This window comes from Blastococcus sp. CT_GayMR16, assembly GCF_004570875.1.
Classification (GTDB): domain Bacteria; phylum Actinomycetota; class Actinomycetes; order Mycobacteriales; family Geodermatophilaceae; genus Blastococcus_B.
Genome location: NZ_SPQK01000014.1, coordinates 86,137 through 108,172 on the forward strand (window position 1 = coordinate 86,137; position 22,036 = coordinate 108,172).

Genomic DNA, 22,036 nt, shown 5'->3' on the forward strand with positions numbered 1-22,036 from the left:
CGCGGCCGGGGGAGTGACGGTCTGGCCAGTCCCGCCCAGCGCGAGGAGCCTCGTCGACCTCGAGCTGATTCGCATTCGACCCGGCGGTCCACAGTCTCCGTTTCGGAGCCGACCTCGGCCTGGACGCGCTCGTCCTTCGAGTCGGTCGGCGTCGACATGGACACGCTCACCGACCGGATGGGTGGCAGCCCCTGATCGATGTCGTGCACCCCGAGCCGGGCGTCAGCGAGCCGTGCTCCGGGCGTCAAGGAGGATCCGGGAGAAGAAGTCGGCCAGCTCCTCGTGTCCGTCCAGCGGAAGCACGTGGGCGACGAACTGGTCCGGTCGGACGACGACCAGGCAGCCCGCCTCGCGGTCGATCCCCCGCAGGTCGAAGACGTCGTCGGCCGCGGGGTCGGGGCAGAAGACCTTCTCGTAGTCGACGAGGCCGAGCCTGCCCTTCCGCGGCAGCAGGACCGGGGGCAGGTCGCCGACGGCCAGGTCGCGATGTCCCTGCTGGAAGACCGCGCGGACGTCGATGACCGAGTCGGGGTCGGCGCCGGCCGGCGTGCAGCGCGTGAGCGGCGACTGCTCCGAGGCGAGGAACCCGCACAGCGCCCGGACCCGGGAGTCGGGCCCCATCGGGTCGTCCCGGTCGGCGAAGACGTAGACGCGCCAGGCGCCGTCCGCACGGGCGACGTGGCCGAGCTGGACCGGCTTGGCGTCGGCGAGCCGGACGACGGGGGCGGAGTGGAAGCGCATCCCGACCGGGAATCCCTCCGCCAGGTGCTGGAACCCGGTGCCGGCGGTGATCACCGAGGACGCGTACCTGGTCGCGACCCCCGCGGTGAAGCGGCCCTGTGCGGCGAAGTACCGCTGGAACTCCGCCGGGTCGACGCCCTCGCTCCCGCCCTCGGTCTCGTCGGAGTGCTTCGGCGGCGCGCTGAACATCGTCGCGAACTCGCGGTCGAAGTCGATGAGCTCCTGGGCGATGACCTGCCGTTCCGCCGAGTAGGTGTCGAGCAGTTCCGGCCGGGCGGTGCCCCGCAGGACGGCGCCCAGCTTCCATCCGAGGTTCCACGCGTCCGCCATGGACACGTTCATGCCCTGGCCGGCCTTGGCGCTGTGGGTGTGGCAGGCGTCGCCCGCGATGAACACCCGGGGGAGCCGGGTGCCCGTCTCCGCCGCCGGCACGTCGTCGAACTTGTCGCAGAGCCGCTGCCCGATCTCGTAGACCGACCACCAGCCGACGTCCTTCACGTCGAGGGTGTACGGGTGCAGGACCCGGTTCGCCACGGCGGCGAGCTTCTCCGGGGTGACGCTCCGGTTGTCCAGCATCTCCCGGTCGTGGACCTCGTCCAGCTCGATGTAGAGCCGGACCAGGTACCCACCCTCCCGCGGGATGATCAGGAGGTTGCCCTGGTTCGCCGACAGGATCGCGGACTTGAGCCGGATGTCCGGGAAGTCGGTCACTGCCAGCACGTCCATGACGCCCCAGGACTGGTTCATCGGATCGCCGACCAGCTCGCGGCCGATCGCCGTCCGGATCCCGCTGCGTGCGCCGTCGCAGCCGACGACGAACTTCGCCCGGACGGTCGACGTCCCGCCCGTCTCCTGCGACTCCTTCAGGTGCTGCAGGGTGACGGTCACCGGGTGCTCGGGTGAGCCGCCGGTGTCGACGGTGAGCCCACTGGCGTGCAGCCCGTAGAACGGCCGCAGCCTGCTTGCGGACCGCTCCATGGAGTCGCGCAGGTAGGCGAGCATGCGTGCCTGGTTGACGATGACGTGCGGGAACTCCGACAGGCCGTCCTCGACGTCCTGGATGCGCCCGGTCCGCGTGATCCTGGTGCGGTCCTCGGGATCCGGTCGCCAGAAGGAGACCTCGTTGACCCAGTAGCCCTCCGCGACCAGTCGGTCGGCGAGGCCGAAGGCCTCGAACATCTCCACGGTGCGGCAGGCGACGCCGTCGGCCTGGCCGACCTCGAGGGGACCGTCCCTCCGGTCGATGACCGCGGTGGTGATGTCCGGGAAGTTGGCCAGTTGCGCCGCGAGGACGAGTCCGGCGGGACCGCACCCGACGATCAGGACGTCGACCTCCTCGGGCAGGCCGTCCGGCCGGTCCGCGACGGAGGGGTGTGGCTGCTCGACGAACGGATCGCCGGCCCGGTAACCGTCGAGATAGAACTGCACGCCTGATCCCCTGACATCCGTGGTGCTGTGCGTCGTGAGCACGACGGTGCCGGAGACCGCCGGGACGGGACAGGGTTTTCTGTAGTGAAGAACTGGACCCGCCCGCGCGATCGCTTCCGTCGGCTCCCTGCTGCCAGCAGGCCCCGCGTCACGAGGGGTGGCGACCTACGCTCCGTCGGTGCGCCGTTTCCCTGCTCGGGTAGCGGGGGACAGCCGCCCCGCCTCCGGGCCGCAGGTGCTCATTCCGCTCCTGGTGCTGGCGGCAGGCGTGGGTCAGGGCTTCGGGCGCTTCGGCTATGCGCTCCTGCTGCCCGCCGTCAATGCCGATCTCGTGCACTCCTACGCCGTCGCCGGGCTGCTCGGCACGCTGAACCTCACCGCGTACCTCGGGGGGACCCTGCTCGTCAGCCTCACCGCCGGCCGCCTGGCACCGGAGACCTCGGTGCGCCTCGGCCTGCTGCTCACCACGGGCGGGGTGTCGGTCCTCGCTCTGGCGCGGTCGGTGCCGGTCCTGGTGGCGGGCATGGTCCTGGCCGGGTTCGGCGGGGCGATGATCTGGGTGCCTGCCCCGGGTATCGCCGGATCCGCCGTCCGTCCCTCCCGTCGCGGCCTCGCGATCGGACTGACCGGCAGCGGGGTGGGCGTCGGCGTGATCGCGAGCAGCGGCCTGACCGCCCTGGTGCACGCCGTCGCCGGCCCCGGCGCGTGGCGACCGGTCTGGGGGATCGAGGCGGTGGTCTCCGCGCTCGTCGCTCTTGCGGCAGCCCGCTGGCTGCGCCCGCGCGTCACCCCTGTCTCCGGCCCGGTGCACATCTCCACGCTGCGCTCGGTGCCCGGCTGGGTCGGCTGCACGCTGTCCTACGGCGGCTACGGACTGGCGATCGCGATCTACATGACGTTCCTGATCGCCGCGTACGAGGACGACGCCGGCTTCGGCTCCGGTCACGCCTCCGCGGTGTTCGCCCTCACCGGGGTGTGCATCACTGCCGGCGGGATCCTGCTCGGCCGCTGGTCGGACCACGTGGGACGGCGCGCGGCCATGACCTGGACCTACGTGGGTATGACAGCGGCGATCCTGCTCGTCCCGGTCGGCGCCGAGCCGTGGGCGGTGTTCTCCGCGATCGTGTTCGGCCTGGCGATGTCCGGGGCGCCGGCGGTGCTCGCCGCCCACCTGGCCGACTGGCTCGACCCCCGCCGGTTCGCCGCGGCGTTCGGGGCGGTCACCCTCGTCTTCGGGCTGGCGCAGCTGGTGGGTCCTCAGCTCGCGGGGTGGATCGCGGACCGTACGGGCAGCTTCTCGACGGCGTTCCTGGTCGCCGCTGCGGCTGCGCTCGGGGCCGCCCTCGCCTCCGCGACGCTGCCCCGCCGCGGCCCCGCTGCCCGATCCCGCCTCATCGAGCCCGAGTCGTCCTGACCCTCGGTCACCCCTGGGTGCTGACCGGCCACTCTCCCCGCGCCATGCCCAGGAACTTGGTGAACTGGGCGGGGCCGTTCTCCAGCACGTCGACGTAGCCGCCTGCGCGGATCTCGTCCCAGTGCGCCTGGACGTCCTCGGGCTGGGCGTCCTTGCCCAGATAGACACCCCGGGTCTCCGGGATCTCGCTGACCGAGTAGCAGCCGCCACCGGCGTTGAGGATCACGCCGTTGGGTGCGGACTCGCCCACCAGGAAGAGGACTCCCGACGCGACCGCCTCGGGGGGCAGGTTCTCGGCGTCGGTGTCGTCGCCGATGATCGTGCCCTTCGTCATGCGCGACGTGGCGACCGGGACGATCGTGTTGGTCCGGATGTCCTTGGACGCACCTTCGATGGCGAGCACCTTCATGAGCCCCAGCACGGCGGCCTTGGCCGTTGCATAGCCGGCCTGGCCGAAGTTGCCGTAGGTGCCGTTCTGGGACGAGGTGAAGATGATCCGGCCGTAGCCCTGGTCCCGCATGAGCGGCCACACGGCGTGGGCGCACCTGATGGAGCCGGTCAGGTGCACGTCGAGGACGGCCAGCAGGTCGGCCAGGTCCACCTTGTGGAAGGAGCGGTCCCGCAGGATGCCCGCGTTGTTGATCAGGACGTCCACGCGGCCGAAGGCGTCCACGGTCTCGTCGACCATCGCCTGCACCCCCGCAGGGTCGGTGACGCTGCCGTAGTTGGCGATCGCCTCCCCGCCGGCGGCACGGATCTCGGCCACCACGCTCCCGGCCGCGTCTTCCGTGGCGCCGGCGCCGTCCACGGCGGAACCGGGGTCGTTCACCACGACCTTGGCGCCACGCTCCGCGAGCGCCAGGGCGTAGGTCCGTCCCAGGCCCCGCCCGGCGCCGGTGATGATCGCGACGCGGTTCTCGAAATCGCTGCGGGTCATGGTGGATTCCTCTCGCTTGGGAACGGCCCGGGCCTGCCCGGCGTGGGCCTGGACGCGCCTGGGCGACACTCCGGGGCGCGCAGGATGCCATACGGGATGCCATACCAGTTGGACCGGCAAGCGGAGGTTAGCTGATCGCCCCGTGCTGGCCGCACCATCCGGTGGTGCGCTGGTCGCCACGCCCTGTCGTGCCATCCGCCACGCACCGGCGCAGCGCGCCCGTGAGGATGCCGGGATGGACGAGCCGGAGCATCAGCCGAGGAGCGCCACAGCTGCGGTCGCGCTCCGGCCAGGGGAGGGGAGCGGGAGGTGTCCTAGGGCCCTGAGACGGTGATCATCAGCCGGCGTCGATAGGACGCGGGACGAGTTGGACTCCGCACGAGCAGCCCGGCCTCATGTGTACTGACGCGATGACGCCCGCAGAGACCGTGTCGGCTTTTCACCGGGCCCTGGAGCTGCGCGACGATTCCGCCTTCGGTCTCATCGCCGAGGACTTCCTCCAGCACGCGGCCGGGCCACAGGGCCGCGAGGGATTTCGACAGACGTTGACGACGCTCGACCACGACCTCGATCACCCGACGGCAACGATCCATCGCGTCGTGGCCCAGAACGACCTTGTCGTCGTCCAGCTCACGATGCACGGGCGACATGTGGCCTCGACGATGCCGCTGCTCGCCGAGCTACCTCCGACCGGGAACGCCGTCGCGTGGGACTTCATCCACATCTGGCGGGTTGCGGACAGCTCGATCATCGAGCACTGGGCCTGCCGCGATGATGTCGGACTTCTCGCACAGGTCGGGGGCTGGCCACAGCCCAGCTAGTCCGGACCGAGCACTCGGAAAGCTCCCTCGAGGTAGAGACCGATGCGCCTCGACCGTCACGAGACCGCTGCACCCAACAGCTCGGCAACCTTCTTCTCCACCGCGGGAGACCACTTCTCGAGCGCGTAGGACACCGGCCACATGTCCCCGTCGTCGAGGTGGGCCGAGTCCTGGAATTCCAGGGTCGAGTAGCGCTGGCTGAATTTCCCTGCGTTCTTGAACGCGACGACGACTTTGCCGTCCGCGTTGGCGTAGGCGGGCATCCCGTACCAGGTCTTTGGCCACAGGTCCGGGGCGGTAGCGGTCACCACGACGTGTACGCGCTCTGCAATGGCGCGATCGTCCGCCGCCATCTTCGCAATGCTGTCGAGCACCGCTTGCACTCCATCGGCCTTCTTGGCGCCGCTCTTCCCCTCGGCGCGCAACTCGGCGGCGCGTTGCTTCATCGCGGCCCGTTCCTCGGCGCTGAAGCCGTCGGACTCGATCTGAGTGGTCTTGGCGGGCATCCCGGAACTTCCTCTCGACATCGGGGCCTCGCCCCCGGCGGGGCCATCCTGAGCGCAAGGCTAGGACCGAGGACAGGCCAGCACTTCTTGATTCCTGACGGATCAATTCCACGCTCGGCGCAGCTTCTGCTGACCCGACTGCGCGATATGCGGCACGCACGACCACCCCGGCAACCGCCGACGGTCGCAGCGGGGTCAGTGGACCTGGTAGCGCAGGTGTGTTGCGTCGCGACCGTCGAGCCGCCGGATGAGCTCCAGTTCGACGAGGTCGGCGTCCCGTGTCTCGAACAAGGGACGGCCGGCGCCCAGCAGGGCCGGGAGCAGGTGGATCTCCATCTCGTCGAGGTGGCCGGCGCGGAGCAACGCCTGCGCTGCACCGGCTCCGTGCACCATGACAGCACGGCCGCCTGCCGCTGCGCGGGCCTCGGTCGCGCATGCGACGACATCGGTGTAGAACTTCGCGCTCCCCGGTGGCACGTCTCGGTCGTCGATGTGATGCGTCGGGACGTGGATCGGCACCCCGTCGTGACGGTCGCCGTTCCAGCGCCCGGCTAGTTCGAAGGTGCGCCGTCCGGATGACGGCCCCGGTTGCCATGAGCTCGGCGTAGACCTGCCCGTTGACTCCCGGGGACAGCCGATCGTCGAGCCAGTTGAACAACCGCCCGCCGTTGCGTCCCAGCTCCTGCCCGCCCCGGTCGTCCGGTCCCGCGATGAAGCCGTCCAGGGACATCGACGTGTACAGCCGTATCGGAGTGGTCGCTGCTGCGGTCATGAGCGTCCTACCTCTCGTCAGGTCGGATCGGACGGTCCGGTCGGTGGAGGTGCACCTCGCCTTGCGGTTCTCCTTCTGTTTGTGCCGGCTCAGTCGGCAAAGTCGCCCGCGGTCATGCCATCGGGGTGATCGGCCGGCCACTGGACCAACTCGATCCGGTTGCCGTCCGGGTCGGTGATCCACGTCGTCAGGAACTGGTCCGACCCATCCGGTGACGTGGGCGCCTCGGCGTCGATGCCCCGGGTGGCGAGCGCGGCGACGGTCGTGTCCATCGAGTCCACCGTGATGACGAAGTGGCTCAGGCCGGCCCCGGGATCCGCGTCGCCTCTCCCGGGTCGGTGGACGAGCTCGATGGTGACGAACTCGTCGTCGGGGAGCTTCAGCATGGTCAGGTGCCCGATACCGGTCTCGGGGACGTCGCCGACCACCTCGTAGCCGACGGCCGTGTAGAACGCGAGCGACCGCTCGAGATCTGCCACACGGAGGCCGAAGTGCAGGGTCCTCTTCGGGTGTCCTCCTGTGACGGGGGTGGACGGTTCGGCCACCGGCGTGCGGCAGCGACCAGCCGCAGACCTCCGGCCGACCAACCTCTCGGGTGACCGTGCCTGCCCAGAGGGACCGCGAGCGTCGCCACAACTCATCGGCGGGGTGCCCGGACGCTCGGATGAGGACCTGCAGCAGGCCTGGAAGCGGCTCCGACACGCATGCGCCGCACGCGCCCGGCGCGGGCTGACCTGGACGACGACGGCCCCGCGGTCATGACCGCGGGGCCGCTGATGGTGTGTCCGAGGGGGGACTTGAACCCCCACGCCCGATAAAGGGCACTAGCACCTCAAGCTAGCGCGTCTGCCATTCCGCCACCCGGACGAGTGCCGGTCCAGACTACCGGACCGCCTGGGCCGTTCGGCGCACCCCTCCTCGCGACCGAGCAGGCCGCCGACGTCAGGCCGAGGCGACCGCCACGCGACCCCGGCCGGCCCGCTTCGCCTCGTACAGCGCGACGTCCGCGTCGTGGTACAGCGTGGTCAGGTCGCCCTTCCGCTCGGGCACGTGGGCCACGCCGAGGCTGATCGACAGCGACAGCAGCGTGCCGTCGGGCAGGGGAAGCGGCGTCGATCGGACGGCGAGGAGCAGGTCCTCCGCCCGGCGTTCCGCGACGTGCGGGGTGCAGTCGCGGAGCAGGACGGCGAGTTCGTCGCCACCGAGCCGGGAGAGCACGGCGTCGTCCGTACGGATCTGATCCCGGAGCACCCGCGCCAGGTGGACGAGGACGGCGTCCCCGACCGGGTGGCCGTGGGAGTCGTTGATGGTCTTGAAGGAGTCCACGTCGATGAGGACCAGGGCCGTGCCGGCGCCGACGGGCCGGATCAGGGTCGACTCGAGCGCCTCGTCGAACGAGCGGCGGTTCACCAGACCGGTCAGCGAATCGACCCGGGCCTGCTCCTTCAGCTCGGCGACCAGACGCTCCTGCAGGCCGTTCGCGCGGGTGAGCATCACGGCCGGGACGACGAGCACCGCGCCGAAGAAGAGCAGGTCCTGCGCCGCCTCCGCGGGGGGCTGCAGCAGGAAGAGGACCACGCAGTCGGCCCAGACGGCGGTACCGGTCACCAGGATGACCGCGCCCTGCCGCAGGTGCGCGGCGGCCCACAGCACCGGGAAGGCGAGGAACGCCTGTGCGGCTGCGGTCGTGTCCACGGTCAGCAGGTTGAGCACGGTGGCGGCCAGGACACCGCCGACCGAGATCGCGGTGCCCGCGAGGCAGCGGTCCAGCCGCAGGGGATCGACCAGCAGGTGCACGGCAGCGGCCGCAGCGAGGACGAGGACGAGGACCCACCCCGCGACGTAGGCCGAGGCGCTGACCGTCGCCTCCTGATACTTGGTCAAGCCTGCGACGACGCCGGCGAAGAGCGCAAGGGTCAGAACCGCACTGCGCGCGGCGGCGCGCGGATCTCGAGCCCGCAGCTCCGGCAGCATCCTCATCATCGAGATATCGGCACGGGAGTGCGCCTGCCGGATCCGCACTCACCCCATCGGGGGGCGGTGCGCGGGATGGCACGATCGGCGCATGGCCGAGCCGATCGCTGCCCCCCTTGACGCCGCCCAGGGCGAGGTCGCCGAACTGCTGTCCGACCTCATCCGGATCGACACCACGAACACCGGTGACACCTCGACGAGCGCGGGGGAGCGGGCCGCCGCGGAGTGGGTCGCCTGCAAACTCGCCGACGTCGGCATCGAGTCCCAGATCTGCGAGTCCGAGCCTGGCCGGGCCAGCCTCGTGGCCCGCATCGAGGGCACCGACCCGAGCCGCCCGGCCCTGCTGGTGCACGGCCACCTGGACGTCGTTCCGGCCGACCCCGCCGAGTGGAGCGTCCACCCGTTCTCCGGCGAGGACCGCGACGGCTACATCTGGGGCCGGGGTGCGGTCGACATGAAGGACATGGACGCGATGGTCCTGGCGCTGGTCCGCGACTGGGCCCGCACCGGCGTCCGCCCGCCGCGGGACATCGTGCTGGCCTACGTCGCCGACGAGGAGGCGGGCGGCAAGCTCGGCGCCCGCTGGCTCGTCGACGAGCACCCCGACCTGTTCGAGGGCTGCACCGAGGCGATCAGCGAGGTCGGCGGCTTCAGCATCACCGTCCGCGACGACCTGCGGCTCTACCTCGTCCAGACCGCCGAGAAGGGTCTGGCCTGGATGCGGCTGACCGCCGGTGGCAAGCCCGGGCACGGCTCCTTCGTGCACGACGACAACGCCGTCACCCGGCTCTGCGAGGCCGTCGCCCGGCTCGGCTCGACCCGGCTGCCCACCGTCCTCACCCCGCCGATGCGGCAGTTCCTCGACGCGGTCAGCGAGGCCTACGGCATCGAGATCGACCCGGACGAGCCGGAGGAGGCGCTGGCCCGGCTCGGCGGCATCAGCCGGATGATCGGCGCGGCGCTGCGCAACACGGCCAACCCCACGATGCTCGACGCCGGGTACAAGGCGAACGTCATCCCCGGGACGGCGAGCGCGACCGTCGACGGCCGGTTCCTCTACGGCCAGCAGGAGGAGTTCGAGCGGCAGCTCGCGGGCCTCATCGGCGAGGGGATCCAGCGCGAGTGGCTGGTGCACGACCAAGCCGTGGAGACGACGTTCGACGGCCCGCTGGTCGACTCGATGGTTGCCGCGCTCAAGGCCGAGGACGACGGCGCCCGGCCGGTGCCCTTCACGATGAGTGGCGGCACCGACGCCAAGAGCTTCGAGCGGCTCGGCATGCGCTGCTTCGGGTTCTCGCCCCTGCGGCTTCCCCCGGACCTGGACTTCGCCTCGCTGTTCCACGGCATCGACGAGCGCGTGCCGATCGAGTCGCTGCAGTTCGGCATCCGGGTGCTCGACCGCTTCCTGCGCTCTGCATGATGGGGGAGTGACCGCCACCACACCCGCGCCCGGCTCCGTCGCTCTGATCACCGGGGGGACCGGCGGCTTCGGCCGCGCCCTCGCCACCAAGCTCCGGGCGCTCGACGTCACCGTCGTCCTCGCCGACCTCGACAGCGAGCGCAACCGGCAGGTGGCCACGGAGCTCGACAGCTCCTTCGTCGTCCTCGACGTCACCGACCGCGCGGCCAACGCGGCCGTCGTGGCGCAGGTCGAGGCCGAGCACGGGCGGCTCGACGCCGCGTTCCTCAACGCCGGCATCGCCGGGAAGTCCCGCGAGGCCCTCGACGTCGACGAGTTCCTCCGCGTCGTCGACATCGACCTGTTCGGCGTCGTCTACGGCACCGAGGCGGCGCTGCCGGCGCTGCGGCGGGCCGGCGGTGGGTCGATCGTCGTGACGGCGTCCCTGGCCGGGCTGTCCCCGATGTCCACCGACCCGGGCTACAGCGTGGCCAAGGGCGGGGCGGTGGCGTTCGTCCGCTCCATGGCCCCGCGGCTGGTCGGTGAGGACATCGTCGTCACCGCGATCTGCCCCGGGTTCGCCGACACCGCGATCATCGACCCGCTGCGCGAGGAGTTCGCGAAGGCCGACTTCCCGGTGCTCACCGCCGAGGAGGTCGCCGACGCGATGATCGCCGCCTGGACGCAGGGCGAGCCGGGCGCGGCCTACATCGTGCAGCCGGGGATCGGCGCCGTCCCGTACAAGTTCAAGGGCGTTCCTTCGGCGAAGACGGCGAGCGGCGAGACGGCCGTCGTCCCGGAGGCGTTGCGCCCGCCGTCCATGCGCTGACCCGTCCTGGCGCTGACCCGTCCTGGCTCACCTCGATGGGTCCTGGCTCACCGTCGACGGTGAGCCAGGACCCCAGATGATCAGGTCTCCTGATCATCACGGGACCCGGTGACGGCGGTCACGCGGCATCTGGCAGGGTCGCCGGGCATGAAGGCATGGCGGGTCCACGAGCTCGGTGATCCCTCGAAGGTCATGAGCCTCGACGAGATCGATCAGCCCACGCCCGGCGAGGGCCAGGTCCTCGTCAAGGTGAAGGCTGCGGCGCTGAACTTCCCCGACGTCCTCATGGCGATGGGGATGTACCAGGAGAAGCCGCCGCTGCCCTACATCCCCGGCGTCGAGCTGTGCGGGGAGATCGTCGAGAGCGGGCAGCGGGTCATCGGCTCGCCGTCCAACGGCCCCGGCGCCTTCGCCGAATACGCGCTGATGGACAAGGACTTCGCCTTCCCCGCGCCCGAGGGACTGAGCGACGAGAAGGCGGCCTCGCTTTACCTGACGTACCAGACCGGGTACGTCGGCCTGCACCGCCGGGCGCACCTGCAGGCGGGGGAGTGGCTGCTCGTGCACGCCGGGGCCGGCGGCGTCGGGACGGCGGCGATCCAGCTGGGCAAGGCCGCGGGCGCGAAGGTGATCGCCACGGCTGGTGGTCCGCGCAAGACGCAGGTCTGCGCGGACCTCGGCGCCGACCACGTCATCGACTACACGGCCGAGGACTTCGTCCCGATCGTCAAGGAGGTCACCGGCGGGCACGGCGCCGACGTGATCTACGACCCGGTCGGCGGCGACGTGTTCGACAAGTCCCGCAAGTGCATCGCCTTCGAGGGCCGGCTCGTCGTCGTCGGCTTCACCAGCGGGCGGATCCCCGAGGCGCCGGCCAACAACCTGCTGGTCAAGAACTACAGCGTGGTCGGCCTGCACTGGGGCCTGTACCGCAAGCACGACCCGGCGCTGTTCGGCATGGTCCACGAGCAGCTGACCCGGCTGGTCGAGGAAGGCCACGTCGACCCGCTGGTCGGCGAGGTCCTGCCCCTGGACCAGGCACCCCAGGCGCTGGCCAAGCTCGCCGACCGCAGCACCGTCGGCAAGGTCGTGCTGGTCCCCTGAGCGACGCACGGGCCGACCTCCGAGCGGACTGCGCACGCTGCGCGGGCCTCTGCTGCGTCGCGCCCGCCTTCGCGGCCTCGGCCGACTTCGCCATCGACAAGCCGGCCGGCCGGCCGTGCCCGAACCTGCAGGCCGACTTCCGCTGCGGCATCCACGCGGTGCTGCGCGAGCGGGGGTTCCCCGGCTGCGAGGTCTTCGACTGCTTCGGCGCGGGCCAGCAGCTCACCCAGGTCACCTTCGGGGGCCGTTCCTGGCGGGAGGACCCTGACCTCGCCGCCGCGCAGTTCGCCCTCCTGCCCGTGCTGCGGCAGCTGCACGAGATCCGCTGGTACCTCGCCGAGGCGCTCTCGCTGCCCGCGGCCGCACTGCACGACCGGGTCAGGACGGCGCAGGCGCGGACCGAGGCCCTCGCCGCCGGCACCGCGGAGGAGCTGGCCGCCCTCGACGTCGGTGCCTACCGCCGGGAGGTGGGGGAGCTGCTCGGGCAGGTCAGCGATCTCCTCCGCCGGCCGGGCGCGGTCGATCGACGGGGTGCCGACCTCATGGGCCGTGACCTTCGGCGGGCAGGCCTGACGGGCGCGAGCCTGCGCGGCGCCTACCTGATCGGGGCGGATCTGCGGGGGGTCGACCTCGGCGCGGCCGACCTCCTCGGCGCGGACCTGCGCGCGGCCGACGTCCGGGGCGCCGACCTGAGCCGATGCCTGTTCCTCACGCGGCCCCAGGTCGAGGCGGCGCACGGAGACGTGTCGACGCGGCTGCCCGACGTCCTCGAGCGCCCCGCCCACTGGATGCGGTAGACCGCACCTCGCGGGCCCCGCCGTCGTTGACCGGTCAGCATCGTCGAGCAGGAGGGGCTGATGGGAGATCGCAGCGTCCGGGCCGCGCCCGATCCGCTCTCCGGGAACCGACGGCCGGACTACGCCGACGCGTTCGAGATCGGCACATCCGAGCCCGACGCCCGGACGGCCGAGCAGTGGGCCCGGTGCGCCCTCGAGGAGGCGCCGGTGGCCGTGCGATGGACGATCCAGATCGCGCACCGGTACCTCCTGCGCTTCCGGCTCGGACCGCATCCCTCACGCGAGCACGTCCTGGGCTGGCGGATCGTGGCCACCGAGCCCGACCTGATCCGCGTGGAGGCGTCCTCGCCGCTGCTGGACGCAGTCATCGTGGGACGACGCGTCGACCCGACCTGCACCCGCCTGACGACGTCCCTCTTCTACGTCCGGCCGGCGGCGGCCCGCGCCGTCTGGACCCTCGTCGGCCCGCTCCACCGGCGGATCGCGCCCTACCTGCTCTCGCGCGCGGCGCCGTCGGGCCGGCGCGGCTCGGCGGAGGCCGTCAGATGACCGGGCCGGGCAGGTAGGACAGTCGTGCTCGGCGACGCAGGATGACCTTGCGGGTGCCGTCGGCGTGCAGTTGGAGGCGGAGGAGCTCCCAGCCGCCGGTGTCCGCCTGCAGGCTCAACATCGTCGCCGCTGCGGACCGGGACGTGCCCGGCGGGATCCGCAGCGGCGCGTACTGGTAATCCGCGGCCGCCTCCATCGCCACGATTGTGCATGCCGGACGCCGATCGGTCACCAGGCCCGCTCCCGGCCTGCCCGAACGTGTCCGGAACCGCCAAGATGGACGACGACCCGCAGCCCACCTCGAGGGGGGACGACGTGACCGAGCCCGGCATCCCGAGCGATGTGCCCGACGCCGACCGCGCGGAGCAGGAGGCGTTGGTCGACCCGCCCGCCGTGACCTCCGCGGCCGACGCGTCGGCACCCGAGCTCGACGTCCCGGAGGCGGACGCCCTGGAGCAGCAGCTGTCCGCACGGCCCGGGGAAGCGGACAGTCCGCTCCGGCCGGTCGGCGATCGTGAGGCCGACGACGCCGACGTCCTCGAGCAGGAGGTCGACGTACCCCTGGACGACGACGAGGAGAACTGATCCTCAGGGGTCGATGAGCTGCAGCGCGCCGGTGGTCCGGCTGCCCACGAACACCCGCCCGGAACCGGGATCGACCGCGACGGTGTTGGGCTGCCGGACGGTCGGGAAGCGGGCGATTTCGGTGAGCCGGTCGCCGGCGGTGGACAACCCGACGACCTCGTTGGCGGCGGTCAGGGTCACCCAGAGCACCTGCGCCGTGCCGTCGTAGGCGACGCCGTACGGGGTGCCCGGCAGGTCGTAGGTCTCCGTGCGCGCGAGCGGCGTGGAATCGAACACCAGCACCGCGTCCCCGCGGGTGTCCGCGACCAGGAAACGCTGCCGAGCATCGGCCACGACGTGCGTGGGCCCGGCACCGGCCTCGGCCACGGTCTCCTGCTCGCCGGCGGGCACGTCGTAGGTCGTCAGCGTGAAGTCCGCGACGTCGACCACCCCGGCCAGTGCGCCGACCGCGGCGAGTCCGCCCGGCTGCGTCTGGCTGTCGATGGTCCGGGTCACCTCGCCGTCGGTGACGACCGACAGGGTGCCGCCCCGCTCGTCGGCGACCAGCCGCTGACCGCCGGCGACCTGGACCGCATCGTGGGGGTACTCGCCGACCTCGGTCTCGGTCGTGCTGCCGCCGGGGAGCGCCACCTCCACCAGGGTGTTCGAGTCCTCGGCCGGCACCAGGACGGGGCCGCCGGGCTCGGCCAGCTGCAGATGCCGGGCGTGGCCGGGCAGCGGCACCTCGCGGACCGTCGTCCCGGTCGCGCCGTCGACGAGCAGCAGCCGATCGGGATCGCGCACGGTGATGGCGAGCAGCCCGGTGACCGGGTCGAAGACCATGCCCTCGGGTTGGGGTCCGAGGTCGACGACGGTGCCCGCGGGCTCGGTCGTGAGGGGTGGTGAGTCGCCGGGTTCGGCCGCGCCGGGCCGGTCGTCGGCGGGCGGCGCGTCACCCGGAGAGCAGGCGGTGAGGGAGAGCGCGAGCAGGAGGACGGCGGTTCCGGCCCGCCGCATGCCGTCGGTCGTCACCTGCGGGGTTCGCACGCGCCGGTCCGGGCGGATGTCGACCTGTCGCCCTGTCGACGTCCCTCGATACGGCGACACGTCGACCGTGGTCGTGCGCGGACCAGGAGATCCATGATGATCTGCGACCGTGACGGCGGCGTGGGTGATCATCGGGCTGCTCGTCCTCGGCCTGCCGCTGCTGGCCTGGTGGGTCGGCGGCCGACGGGTCTGGAGCCGCCTGCGCCCCGGAGCCGAACACGATCCCTGGCGCGAGGCAGTCCGCGCGCACGGTCTGACCGGCGCCGAGGCGGCGCTGCTCGCCCGGGGGGTCCCGCGCGGGCGTCGCTTCGACGACCCGCGCCTGCGCCGCGCGGCGGTCGACTGGGCTCAGCTGCTGCTCGAGCAGGGGGCGCGCCGGCCACGCACCCGGCGGGGGCGGGTCCTGGTCGCGCTGGGATGCCTCTGGGCGGCAGGCGTGCTGGGCTTCCTCCTTGTCCGGGTGCTGATGGGCCATCCGGAGGACGTGAACTGGGTCAGCGTCGCCGTGTTCTCCCTGCTGGCGGTCTACGTCGTCCGCCGGCGCCGCGGCCTCCGCCGGACCGTCGCGCTGAACCAGTAGTCGGCGTCAGCCCGACGTCTCGGCGAGCAGCGCGGCCAGCCGCGTGCGCCGGGGCCGGACGTCGACCTCCCGCACCGCCCGGGCGAGGGCGCCGCCGCTGGCGTGCACGATCGACAGGTGCTGCTGGGCCCGGGTGAGCGCGGTGTAGACCAGCGGGCGCGACAGCATCCCGCCGGCCTCCGGCGGCAGGACGACGACGACGCCGGGCCACTCCGACCCCTGCGCGCGGTGCACGGTGATGGCCCAGCCGTGCCGCAGGTCCGACATCGCCTTCCCCGTCACGGTGACCGGCCCCGACGCGAAGGTGACGTCGAGGGAGCCGTCCCCGGTCTTGGTCACCACGCCGACCTCGCCGTTGGCGAAGCCGATCGGTTCGAGCTCGAGATGGTTGGCCGTGGCCACGACGCGGTCGCCGACGTCGAATCCCCACACCGCCCCGTCACCGGGATTGAGCACCGCCTTCAGGGCCTTGTTCAGCTCGATCGTCCCGGCCGGGCCGCGGTGCACCGGCGTGACCACCTGCACGCCGGCCGGGTCGATCCCGAGCGCCCGCGGGATCGAGTCGGTGACCAGCTGGACCACCCGCCGCGCGGCCTCGGCGCTGCCGGTCGCCGGCACGACGACCACCTCGCGGTCGGGGGAGTCCACCGGCGGCAGCTCCCCACCTCGGACCGCGGTCGCGAGCCGGGCGATCGCGCCGCCCTCCGCCTGCCGGTACAGCGTGGTCAGCTCGGTGACCGGGACGACGCCGGAGTCGATGAGGTCGCCGAGCACGTGCCCCGGGCCGATCGAGGGCAGCTGCGCCGGGTCGCCGACCAAGAGCAGGTGCGTGCCGTCGGGGCAGGCCTCCAGCAGCGCCGCGGTCAGCTCGACGTCCAGCATCGACGCTTCGTCGACGACGACGACATCGGCGTCCAGCGGCCATTCCTCGTTGCGGGAGAACCCACCGGTCATGCCCTGCGCGCCCAGCAGCCGGTGCACGGTGACCGCCGGGTGGTCGGTGAGCTCCTCGAGCCGCTTGGCGGCCCGGCCGGTGGGGGCGGCGAGCACGATGTCGGTGCCCTTGGCCCGCAGCAGTTTGACGACGGCGGCGACCGTGCGGCTCTTGCCGGTGCCGGGGCCACCGGTGAGCAGGCTGACCCCGGACTCCAGCACCTGGGCGACGGCGGCCGCCTGCGCGGTGTCCAGGCCCTTGGCCACGGTGCGCACCGATGCGGGGTCGGCGATCCGTTCCGCCGTGGCGGCCAGCCGGGCGATGGCCTCGGCGACCAGTTCCTCGGCCATGCCGTACCGGGCCAGCGACAGCGCCCGGAGCGCCGGGTCCGGATCGGTCGGCTCCGGCGGCTCGTGCTCCAGCACGTCGCCCGATTCGACGGCGGCGATGATCGCGGCGGCCGGGTCGCTGATGCCCTCGGCCTGCAGCGCCGCGACGACGAGGTCCGCGGGCAGCACGGTGTGCCCGTCGCGGGTCGCCGTCCGCAGGGTGAGCCCGACGATCGCCCGTCCGCGCCGGCTGTCCTGCCGGTCGGCGCCCTTGAGCACCGCGATCGCCAGCCGGTCGGCGTCAGCGAGGCTCACGCCGTGCAGGCTGAGCAGCGCCCACGGGTCGTCGCGGAGCCGCCGGGCGGCGTCCGGTCCGAGCGTGTCGGCGACGCCGGCGGCGAGCTTCGCCTCCAGGCCGGCGCCCACGAGCAGCTCGACGACGTCATAGGTGGGCTGTGCGGACAGGAAGCTGGAGAAGAGCCGCTCCGCGCGCTGACGGCCGACCCGCGGCAGCTTGATCAGCCGGTCGGCCGAGACGGCGTCGGGTGCGGTGATGCCGGCGGCGGGGAGTTCTGCGGCCGTGCGCCGGCCCAGGCCCGGCCACAGCCCGGCGGCGCAGAAGGCGGCGAAGACCGGATCCCCGGTCACCACGGTGCCAGGTGCCGGCGCGGTCATCCTTCCGACCGCCGTTCGGGATAGCTGAAGGGCGGCGCGGAGACGTCCTCCAGGGCGGTGCGGATCGCCGCAGGCAGCCGGACGCCGTCCGCGTCGAGCGAGGCCTGCAGCTGCTGGGCGGTGCGGGCGCCCACGATCGGCGCGACGACGCCGGGCCGGTCCCGCACCCACGCCAGCGCGACCGCCAGGGGAGTGGTGCCCAGGCCCTCGGCGGCGGTGATGACCGCCTCGACGATCCGGTCGGACGTGGCCGAGCGCAGCCCGTCGATGAAGCCCTGCCACTGCGGCGAGGCGCCGCGGGACTCCGTCGGGGTGCTGTGCCGGTACTTGCCGGTGAGCAGCCCTCGGCCCAGCGGCGACCAGGCGAGCACCCCCATGCCCAGCGCCTCGGCGGCGGGGACGACCTCGCGCTCCACCCCGCGCTGCAGCAGCGAGTACTCGACCTGCGTGCTGATCAGCGGCGTGCGGCCGGGCCAGGCGCGCTGCCAGGTCGAAGCCTGCGCGGTCTGCCAGCCGGTGAAGTTGCTGACGCCGACGTAGCGGGCCCGGCCGGAGGAGACGGCCAGGTCACAGGCGGCCAGCGTCTCCTCGAACGGCGTGCCCTCGTCCCAGGCGTGCAGCTGCCAGAGGTCGACGTAGTCCAGGCCCAGTCGTTCGAGCGAGGCGTCCAGCGCGGCCAGCAGGTGCCCGCGGGACGCCCCGCGCCCCATCGGCCCCGGCCCGGTCCGGCCCACGGCCTTGGTCGCGATCAGCACGTCGGACCGGGGGACGACGTCGGTGAGCAGGTGCCCGAGGGTCCGCTCGCTCTCGCCGTCGCAGTACACGTCGGCGGTGTCGACCAGCGTGCCGCCGGCGTCGACGAACGCCGTCAACTGCATGGCGGCCTCGTCCTCGTCGGTGTCGCGGCCCCACGTCATCGTGCCCAGCGCCAGCCGGGACACGACCAGCCCGCTTCGTCCCAGCGCGCGTTGTTCCACGACCGGCCAACCTACCGGCGTCGGGGTCGGCGCACCCGCGACCACCCGGACATCTGTGCGGCGCGGCGGATGATCCCCGGGCGGTGCTGCCAGGACGCCCGCCTAAGGTGTCCGCTCGTGCCTGCCCGAGCCGCTGTCTCCCCGATCCGCCGCGACCTCCCCGGGAGGAACTGACCGTGGGCTGGTTCGAGGCCGTCGTCCTGGGGGTCGTCCAGGGGCTGACGGAGTTCCTGCCGATCTCCTCCAGCGCGCACCTGCGGATCGTGGGCGAGGCGTTCGGCTGGGACGACCCGGGCGCGGCGTTCACCGCGATCACCCAGATCGGCACCGAGATCGCGGTGCTCCTCTACTTCCGCCGCGACATCGCCCGGATCGTCGTCGCCTGGCTCGGCTCGCTGGCCGGACGGCGGACGGGCGACCCCGACGCCCGCATGGGCTGGCTGATCATCGTGGGCAGCATCCCGATCGTCGTCCTCGGACTGCTGTTCCAGGACCGCATCGAGACGACGCTGCGAGACCTGCGGATCGTGGCGATCGCGCTGGTCGCGTTCTCGCTGATCCTCTACTGGGCCGACCGCGTGGGCGCGAAGAAGCGCGAGCTGGCCGACCTCACCGTCGGCCACGGCATCGCGTTCGGGCTGGCGCAGGCGGCAGCGCTCGTCCCGGGGGTGTCCCGCTCCGGGGGCACGATCACCATGGGGCTGTTCCTCGGGTACTCCCGTGCGGCCGCGGCGCGCTACTCGTTCCTGCTCGCGATCCCCGCCGTCCTCGGCTCCGGGGTCTTCCAGGCCTACGAGGCGCTCACCGGCGACGTCGCCGGGGAGACCGTCGCGTGGGGGCCGACGATCCTGGCGACCGTCATCGCCTTCGGCGTCGGGCTGACCGTCATCGCCTGGCTGCTCCGCTACCTGGACCGCGGCAGCTTCACGCCGTTCGTCGTCTACCGCGTGGTGCTCGGTCTCCTGGTCCTCGCGCTGGTCGGTACCGGCGTCCTCGACCCGACGTGAGCCTGGGCGGGAGGGTCCGGTCACTAGGATTCCTCCCGTGACGACCGTCCTCCTCCTGCGGCACGGCCGGACGACGGCGAACGCCGGCGGGATCCTCGCCGGCTGGACCCCGGGCGTGCAGCTGGACGAAATCGGCATCGCGCAGGTCCAGGCGGTGGGGGAGCGGTTCGCGAAGGTGCCCCTGGCCGCGATCGTGAGCAGCCCCCTGGAGCGGTGCCTGCAGACCGCCGGTGCCGTCGCCGAGGGGCGCGACCTCGAGGTGCAGTCCGACGACCGGCTCGGCGAGGCCCGCTACGGGGACTGGACCGGCAAGGCCATCAAGGACCTGGTGAAGGACCCGCTGTGGAAGGTCGTCCAGCAGCACCCCTCGGCCGCGGTGTTCCCCGGTCCCGAGGGGGAGGGGCTGGCCCAGACGCAGGCCCGCGCCGTGGCCGCGGTGCGCGAGTGGAACGCGAAGCTCGGGCCGAACGCCGTCTGGCTCGCCTGCAGTCACGGCGACGTGATCAAGGCGATCCTGGCCGACGCGCTGGGGCTGCACCTGGACCAGTTCCAGCGGATCGTCGCCGACCCGGCCTCGGTCTCGGTCGTCACGTACACCGAGACGCGGCCGTTCGTCGTCCGGGTCAACGACACCGGTGGCGACGTCTCCGCGCTCATCCCGCCGCCCCCGAAGCGCCGCCGTCGGAAGGCCTCGTCCGACGCCGTCGTCGGGGGCGGGGCCGGCTCCGCCGTCTGACCCTGCGGATGTGACCTCGGCGTCGTCCCGGCTCCCGGTCGGCCCGCCCGCGTAACCTGTGGCCGTGCCCCGTCAGGTCCATCTCTTCGAACGCCCGACCCGGTTCGTCGCCGGCACCGTGGGCCAGCCCGGGGATCGCACCTTCTACCTGCAGGCCTCGGACGAATCGGGCCGCACGGTCAGCGTCGCCCTCGAGAAGACACAGGTGCAGGTGCTCGCCGAGCGCATGGACGAGCTCCTCGACGAGGTCGCCGGGCGCGCCAACACGGTCATCCCGCCCGACGCCGACGTCGACGACCTGGACCCGCTCACCGCGCCGGTCGACGAGGAGTTCCGGGTGGCGGCCATGGGCCTGGCCTGGGACGGCAGCGCCGAGGCCGTCGTCGTGGAGGCCGTCGCGGCCACCGACGAGCCCATCGACGAGGAGGCCATCCTCTCCGACAGCGACGAGGGCCCCGACGCGCTCCGGGTGACGATCACCCCGATGGCCGCGCGCGCCTTCATCGCCCGCGCCCGCCGCGTCGTCGCCGCCGGGCGCCCGCCCTGCCCGCTGTGCTCGCTCCCGCTGGACCCGGCCGGGCACGTGTGCCCGCGGCAGAACGGCTACCGCCGCTGACCGGCGGCTCGACGATGAGTGAGCAACCCGTCGATCCGGAGCTGCGCGCCCCGGCCGACGACGCCGAGGCGCTGCAGCTCCTCCGCGACGGCGAGATCGACCTCGAGGGGCGCCTGCTCGACGCGTCGAACGTGACCCTCGTCGGCGCCGTCCGCACCGCAACCCTGGCCGCCGAGTGCGTCTACAAGCCGGTGGCGGGGGAGCGGCCGCTGTGGGACTTCCCCGACGGCACCCTGGCCGGCCGGGAGATCTCGGCGTTCCTCGTGTCGGAGGCGATGGGCTGGCAGGTCGTGCCGCCCACCGTGCTCCGGGACGGTCCGTTCGGTCCGGGGATGGTGCAGCTCTGGATCGACGGCGACGAGGACGTCGACCTGCCGGCGTTCGTCCGCCGCGACGATCCGGCGCTGCGGCGCATGGCGGTCTTCGACGCGGTGGTGAACAACGCCGACCGCAAGGGCGGTCACATCATCCCCACGCCCGCGGGGCACGTGTACGGCGTCGACCACGGGATCTGCTTCTCGATCGACCCGAAGCTGCGCACCCTGCTGTGGCGATGGGCCGGGAAGCCGCTGCCCGCGGAGGCGGTCGCGGTGCTGGAGCGCCTGGGCGACGAGCTGCGCGGCGACCTGGGGGAGGAGCTGCACGAGCACCTCACCCGGCGCGAGGTGCGCACGACGCAGCAGCGGGTCGCCGAACTGCTGCGCACCGGTCGGCACCCCGAGCCCAGCGGCGAGTGGCCCGCGCTGCCCTGGCCGCCCTTCTGAGCTATGACATTGCGGTCCTCTGGACCGCACCGCGGCCACGAGCCGTCCCCGACTTACGCTGAGCCCCTTCCGGTCCCACCTCGGGGAGCCTCCGGCCCCCACTCGGCAGTCCGGCCCCGCAGGGCGGCTCTAGCCTCCGGCTATGCCGCACAGAAGCCGCCTGTCCATCCTGTTGCTCGACCTGCCGCCGGAGCACCATGTCGCCGGCACCGACTTCTGGGCCGGGGCGACCGGGCGCACCGCCGAGCCGGACCACACCGACGAGAACTGGGCCTCGCTCGGCTCGTTCGCCGACGGGTGGCACCTGGAGATCCAGCGCACCGGCGAGGGGACGCCGCCCCGCTGGCACGTCGACATCGAGACCGACGACATCCCCGCCGAGGTGGCCCGCCTCGAAGCGCTCGGCGCCACGCGGCACCAGGACATGGGCTCCTTCTGGCAGCTGCTCGACCCGGCCGGCCTCGTCTTCTGCGTCGTGGGCATCCAGACCGGCGAGGCGTTCGACCACTACGCCGTTTCCTGGCCCTGAGCGGCGG

The 22,036-nt window shown here is 72.6% G+C and carries 24 protein-coding genes and 1 tRNA gene; 14 read left to right on the forward strand and 11 right to left on the reverse strand.

Annotated elements, in window-relative coordinates; translation table 11 throughout:
* Positions 1–222: 222 nt before the first annotated feature.
* The gene (locus E4P38_RS15365) at positions 223–2,169 is read right to left on the reverse strand and encodes an FAD-binding monooxygenase (RefSeq protein ID WP_135132816.1); all 1,947 of its coding nucleotides are present in this window, start codon (positions 2,167–2,169) and stop codon (positions 223–225) included.
* A 178-nt stretch (positions 2,170–2,347) separates the two neighbouring features.
* Between E4P38_RS15365 and E4P38_RS15370 the strand changes: the two genes are divergently transcribed.
* Positions 2,348–3,583 (forward strand): YbfB/YjiJ family MFS transporter, encoded by a 1,236-nt coding sequence (locus tag E4P38_RS15370; RefSeq protein WP_167760582.1) that lies wholly within the window; start codon positions 2,348–2,350, stop codon positions 3,581–3,583.
* Positions 3,584–3,590: 7 nt separating this feature from the next.
* On the opposite strand, the gene E4P38_RS15375 is transcribed toward E4P38_RS15370, so the two are convergent.
* Positions 3,591–4,520, reverse strand: coding sequence for an SDR family NAD(P)-dependent oxidoreductase (locus E4P38_RS15375; protein WP_135132818.1), 930 nt, complete (start codon positions 4,518–4,520; stop codon positions 3,591–3,593).
* A 410-nt stretch (positions 4,521–4,930) separates the two neighbouring features.
* Between E4P38_RS15375 and E4P38_RS15380 the strand changes: the two genes are divergently transcribed.
* The gene (locus E4P38_RS15380; protein ID WP_167760583.1) at positions 4,931–5,341 is read left to right on the forward strand and encodes an ester cyclase; all 411 of its coding nucleotides are present in this window, start codon (positions 4,931–4,933) and stop codon (positions 5,339–5,341) included.
* Between the two features lie 56 nt (positions 5,342–5,397).
* On the opposite strand, the gene E4P38_RS15385 is transcribed toward E4P38_RS15380, so the two are convergent.
* The 5 genes from E4P38_RS15385 to E4P38_RS15405 all read right to left on the reverse strand — a co-directional run bounded on the left by E4P38_RS15385 (position 5,398) and on the right by E4P38_RS15405 (position 8,503).
* Positions 5,398–5,847, reverse strand: a complete 450-nt coding sequence (locus tag E4P38_RS15385; RefSeq protein WP_135132820.1) for a hypothetical protein — start codon at positions 5,845–5,847, stop codon at positions 5,398–5,400.
* 195 nt (positions 5,848–6,042) lie between these two features.
* A complete protein-coding gene (locus tag E4P38_RS23590; RefSeq protein WP_245161052.1) occupies positions 6,043–6,324 on the reverse strand; it encodes a dihydrofolate reductase family protein in 282 nt (93 codons plus the stop codon).
* A 384-nt stretch (positions 6,325–6,708) separates the two neighbouring features.
* The gene (locus E4P38_RS15395) at positions 6,709–7,164 is read right to left on the reverse strand and encodes a VOC family protein (RefSeq protein ID WP_280791089.1); all 456 of its coding nucleotides are present in this window, start codon (positions 7,162–7,164) and stop codon (positions 6,709–6,711) included.
* Positions 7,165–7,401: 237 nt separating this feature from the next.
* Positions 7,402–7,486: transfer RNA gene (locus E4P38_RS15400), tRNA-Leu, on the reverse strand.
* A gap of 75 nt (positions 7,487–7,561) precedes the next feature.
* On the reverse strand, positions 7,562–8,503 hold the full coding sequence (locus E4P38_RS15405; protein WP_245161054.1) for a GGDEF domain-containing protein: 942 nt from the start codon (positions 8,501–8,503) through the stop codon (positions 7,562–7,564).
* A 181-nt stretch (positions 8,504–8,684) separates the two neighbouring features.
* On the opposite strand from E4P38_RS15405, the gene E4P38_RS15410 reads away from it, so the two are divergent.
* The 5 genes from E4P38_RS15410 (at position 8,685) to E4P38_RS15430 (ending at position 13,271) form a co-directional block, all read left to right on the forward strand.
* Positions 8,685–10,013, forward strand: a complete 1,329-nt coding sequence (locus tag E4P38_RS15410; protein WP_135132822.1) for a M20/M25/M40 family metallo-hydrolase — start codon at positions 8,685–8,687, stop codon at positions 10,011–10,013.
* A gap of 7 nt (positions 10,014–10,020) precedes the next feature.
* On the forward strand, positions 10,021–10,821 hold the full coding sequence (locus E4P38_RS15415) for an SDR family NAD(P)-dependent oxidoreductase (RefSeq protein ID WP_135132823.1): 801 nt from the start codon (positions 10,021–10,023) through the stop codon (positions 10,819–10,821).
* Between the two features lie 147 nt (positions 10,822–10,968).
* Entirely contained in the window at positions 10,969–11,925 is a 957-nt protein-coding gene (locus E4P38_RS15420; RefSeq protein WP_135132824.1) for an NADPH:quinone oxidoreductase family protein, read from the forward strand.
* 158 nt (positions 11,926–12,083) lie between these two features.
* Entirely contained in the window at positions 12,084–12,722 is a 639-nt protein-coding gene (locus E4P38_RS15425) for a pentapeptide repeat-containing protein (protein ID WP_245161055.1), read from the forward strand.
* A gap of 60 nt (positions 12,723–12,782) precedes the next feature.
* A complete protein-coding gene (locus E4P38_RS15430) occupies positions 12,783–13,271 on the forward strand; it encodes a DUF2867 domain-containing protein (RefSeq protein ID WP_135132825.1) in 489 nt (162 codons plus the stop codon).
* Here E4P38_RS15430 and E4P38_RS15435 read toward each other — a convergent pair.
* Positions 13,264–13,467: a DUF5703 family protein gene (locus E4P38_RS15435; RefSeq protein ID WP_135132826.1), complete on the reverse strand. Its 204-nt coding sequence runs from the start codon at positions 13,465–13,467 to the stop codon at positions 13,264–13,266. The genes E4P38_RS15430 and E4P38_RS15435 overlap by 8 nt on opposite strands.
* 62 nt (positions 13,468–13,529) lie before the next feature.
* On the opposite strand from E4P38_RS15435, the gene E4P38_RS15440 reads away from it, so the two are divergent.
* Positions 13,530–13,856, forward strand: a complete 327-nt coding sequence (locus tag E4P38_RS15440) for a hypothetical protein (protein ID WP_245161056.1) — start codon at positions 13,530–13,532, stop codon at positions 13,854–13,856.
* 3 nt (positions 13,857–13,859) lie between these two features.
* On the opposite strand, the gene E4P38_RS15445 is transcribed toward E4P38_RS15440, so the two are convergent.
* Positions 13,860–14,882, reverse strand: coding sequence for a YncE family protein (locus tag E4P38_RS15445; RefSeq protein WP_135132827.1), 1,023 nt, complete (start codon positions 14,880–14,882; stop codon positions 13,860–13,862).
* 109 nt (positions 14,883–14,991) lie between these two features.
* On the opposite strand from E4P38_RS15445, the gene E4P38_RS15450 reads away from it, so the two are divergent.
* Positions 14,992–15,462 (forward strand): hypothetical protein, encoded by a 471-nt coding sequence (locus tag E4P38_RS15450; protein WP_135132828.1) that lies wholly within the window; start codon positions 14,992–14,994, stop codon positions 15,460–15,462.
* Positions 15,463–15,468: 6 nt separating this feature from the next.
* Here E4P38_RS15450 and E4P38_RS15455 read toward each other — a convergent pair whose 3' ends face one another.
* Both E4P38_RS15455 and E4P38_RS15460 read right to left on the reverse strand, forming a co-directional pair.
* Positions 15,469–17,400 (reverse strand): AAA family ATPase, encoded by a 1,932-nt coding sequence (locus E4P38_RS15455; RefSeq protein ID WP_135132829.1) that lies wholly within the window; start codon positions 17,398–17,400, stop codon positions 15,469–15,471.
* Positions 17,397–18,377 carry an aldo/keto reductase gene (locus E4P38_RS15460; protein WP_135132830.1) on the reverse strand — a complete coding sequence of 327 codons (981 nt, stop codon included), beginning with the start codon at positions 18,375–18,377 and terminating at the stop codon, positions 17,397–17,399. Before E4P38_RS15460 ends, E4P38_RS15455 begins: the two co-directional genes overlap by 4 nt.
* 176 nt (positions 18,378–18,553) lie before the next feature.
* On the opposite strand from E4P38_RS15460, the gene E4P38_RS15465 reads away from it, so the two are divergent.
* The 5 genes from E4P38_RS15465 (at position 18,554) to E4P38_RS15485 (ending at position 22,029) form a co-directional block, all read left to right on the forward strand.
* The gene (locus tag E4P38_RS15465) at positions 18,554–19,384 is read left to right on the forward strand and encodes an undecaprenyl-diphosphate phosphatase (RefSeq protein WP_135132831.1); all 831 of its coding nucleotides are present in this window, start codon (positions 18,554–18,556) and stop codon (positions 19,382–19,384) included.
* A 37-nt stretch (positions 19,385–19,421) separates the two neighbouring features.
* Complete coding sequence (locus E4P38_RS15470; protein ID WP_135132832.1) at positions 19,422–20,120, forward strand: histidine phosphatase family protein; 699 nt, start codon at positions 19,422–19,424, stop codon at positions 20,118–20,120.
* 64 nt (positions 20,121–20,184) lie between these two features.
* Positions 20,185–20,736: a DUF3090 family protein gene (locus E4P38_RS15475; RefSeq protein ID WP_135132833.1), complete on the forward strand. Its 552-nt coding sequence runs from the start codon at positions 20,185–20,187 to the stop codon at positions 20,734–20,736.
* Positions 20,737–20,750: 14 nt separating this feature from the next.
* A complete protein-coding gene (locus E4P38_RS15480) occupies positions 20,751–21,500 on the forward strand; it encodes an SCO1664 family protein (RefSeq protein ID WP_135132834.1) in 750 nt (249 codons plus the stop codon).
* A 142-nt stretch (positions 21,501–21,642) separates the two neighbouring features.
* Complete coding sequence (locus E4P38_RS15485) at positions 21,643–22,029, forward strand: VOC family protein (protein WP_135132835.1); 387 nt, start codon at positions 21,643–21,645, stop codon at positions 22,027–22,029.
* Positions 22,030–22,036: the final 7 nt, after the last annotated feature.

Excerpts from the sequence above, each read along its gene's own strand:
- E4P38_RS15375 (WP_135132818.1), bottom strand. The coding sequence starts at position 4,520 with ATGACCCGCAGCGATTTCGAGAACCGCGTCGCGATCATCACCGGCGCC.
- E4P38_RS15380 (WP_167760583.1), top strand. The coding sequence starts at position 4,931 with ATGACGCCCGCAGAGACCGTGTCGGCTTTTCACCGGGCCCTGGAGCTG.
- E4P38_RS15385 (WP_135132820.1), bottom strand. The coding sequence starts at position 5,847 with ATGCCCGCCAAGACCACTCAGATCGAGTCCGACGGCTTCAGCGCCGAG.
- E4P38_RS15410 (WP_135132822.1), top strand. The coding sequence starts at position 8,685 with ATGGCCGAGCCGATCGCTGCCCCCCTTGACGCCGCCCAGGGCGAGGTC.
- E4P38_RS15420 (WP_135132824.1), top strand. The coding sequence starts at position 10,969 with ATGAAGGCATGGCGGGTCCACGAGCTCGGTGATCCCTCGAAGGTCATG.
- E4P38_RS15430 (WP_135132825.1), top strand. The coding sequence starts at position 12,783 with ATGGGAGATCGCAGCGTCCGGGCCGCGCCCGATCCGCTCTCCGGGAAC.
- E4P38_RS15435 (WP_135132826.1), bottom strand. The coding sequence starts at position 13,467 with ATGGAGGCGGCCGCGGATTACCAGTACGCGCCGCTGCGGATCCCGCCG.
- E4P38_RS15455 (WP_135132829.1), bottom strand. The coding sequence starts at position 17,400 with ATGACCGCGCCGGCACCTGGCACCGTGGTGACCGGGGATCCGGTCTTC.
- E4P38_RS15480 (WP_135132834.1), top strand. The coding sequence starts at position 20,751 with ATGAGTGAGCAACCCGTCGATCCGGAGCTGCGCGCCCCGGCCGACGAC.
- E4P38_RS15485 (WP_135132835.1), top strand. The coding sequence starts at position 21,643 with ATGCCGCACAGAAGCCGCCTGTCCATCCTGTTGCTCGACCTGCCGCCG.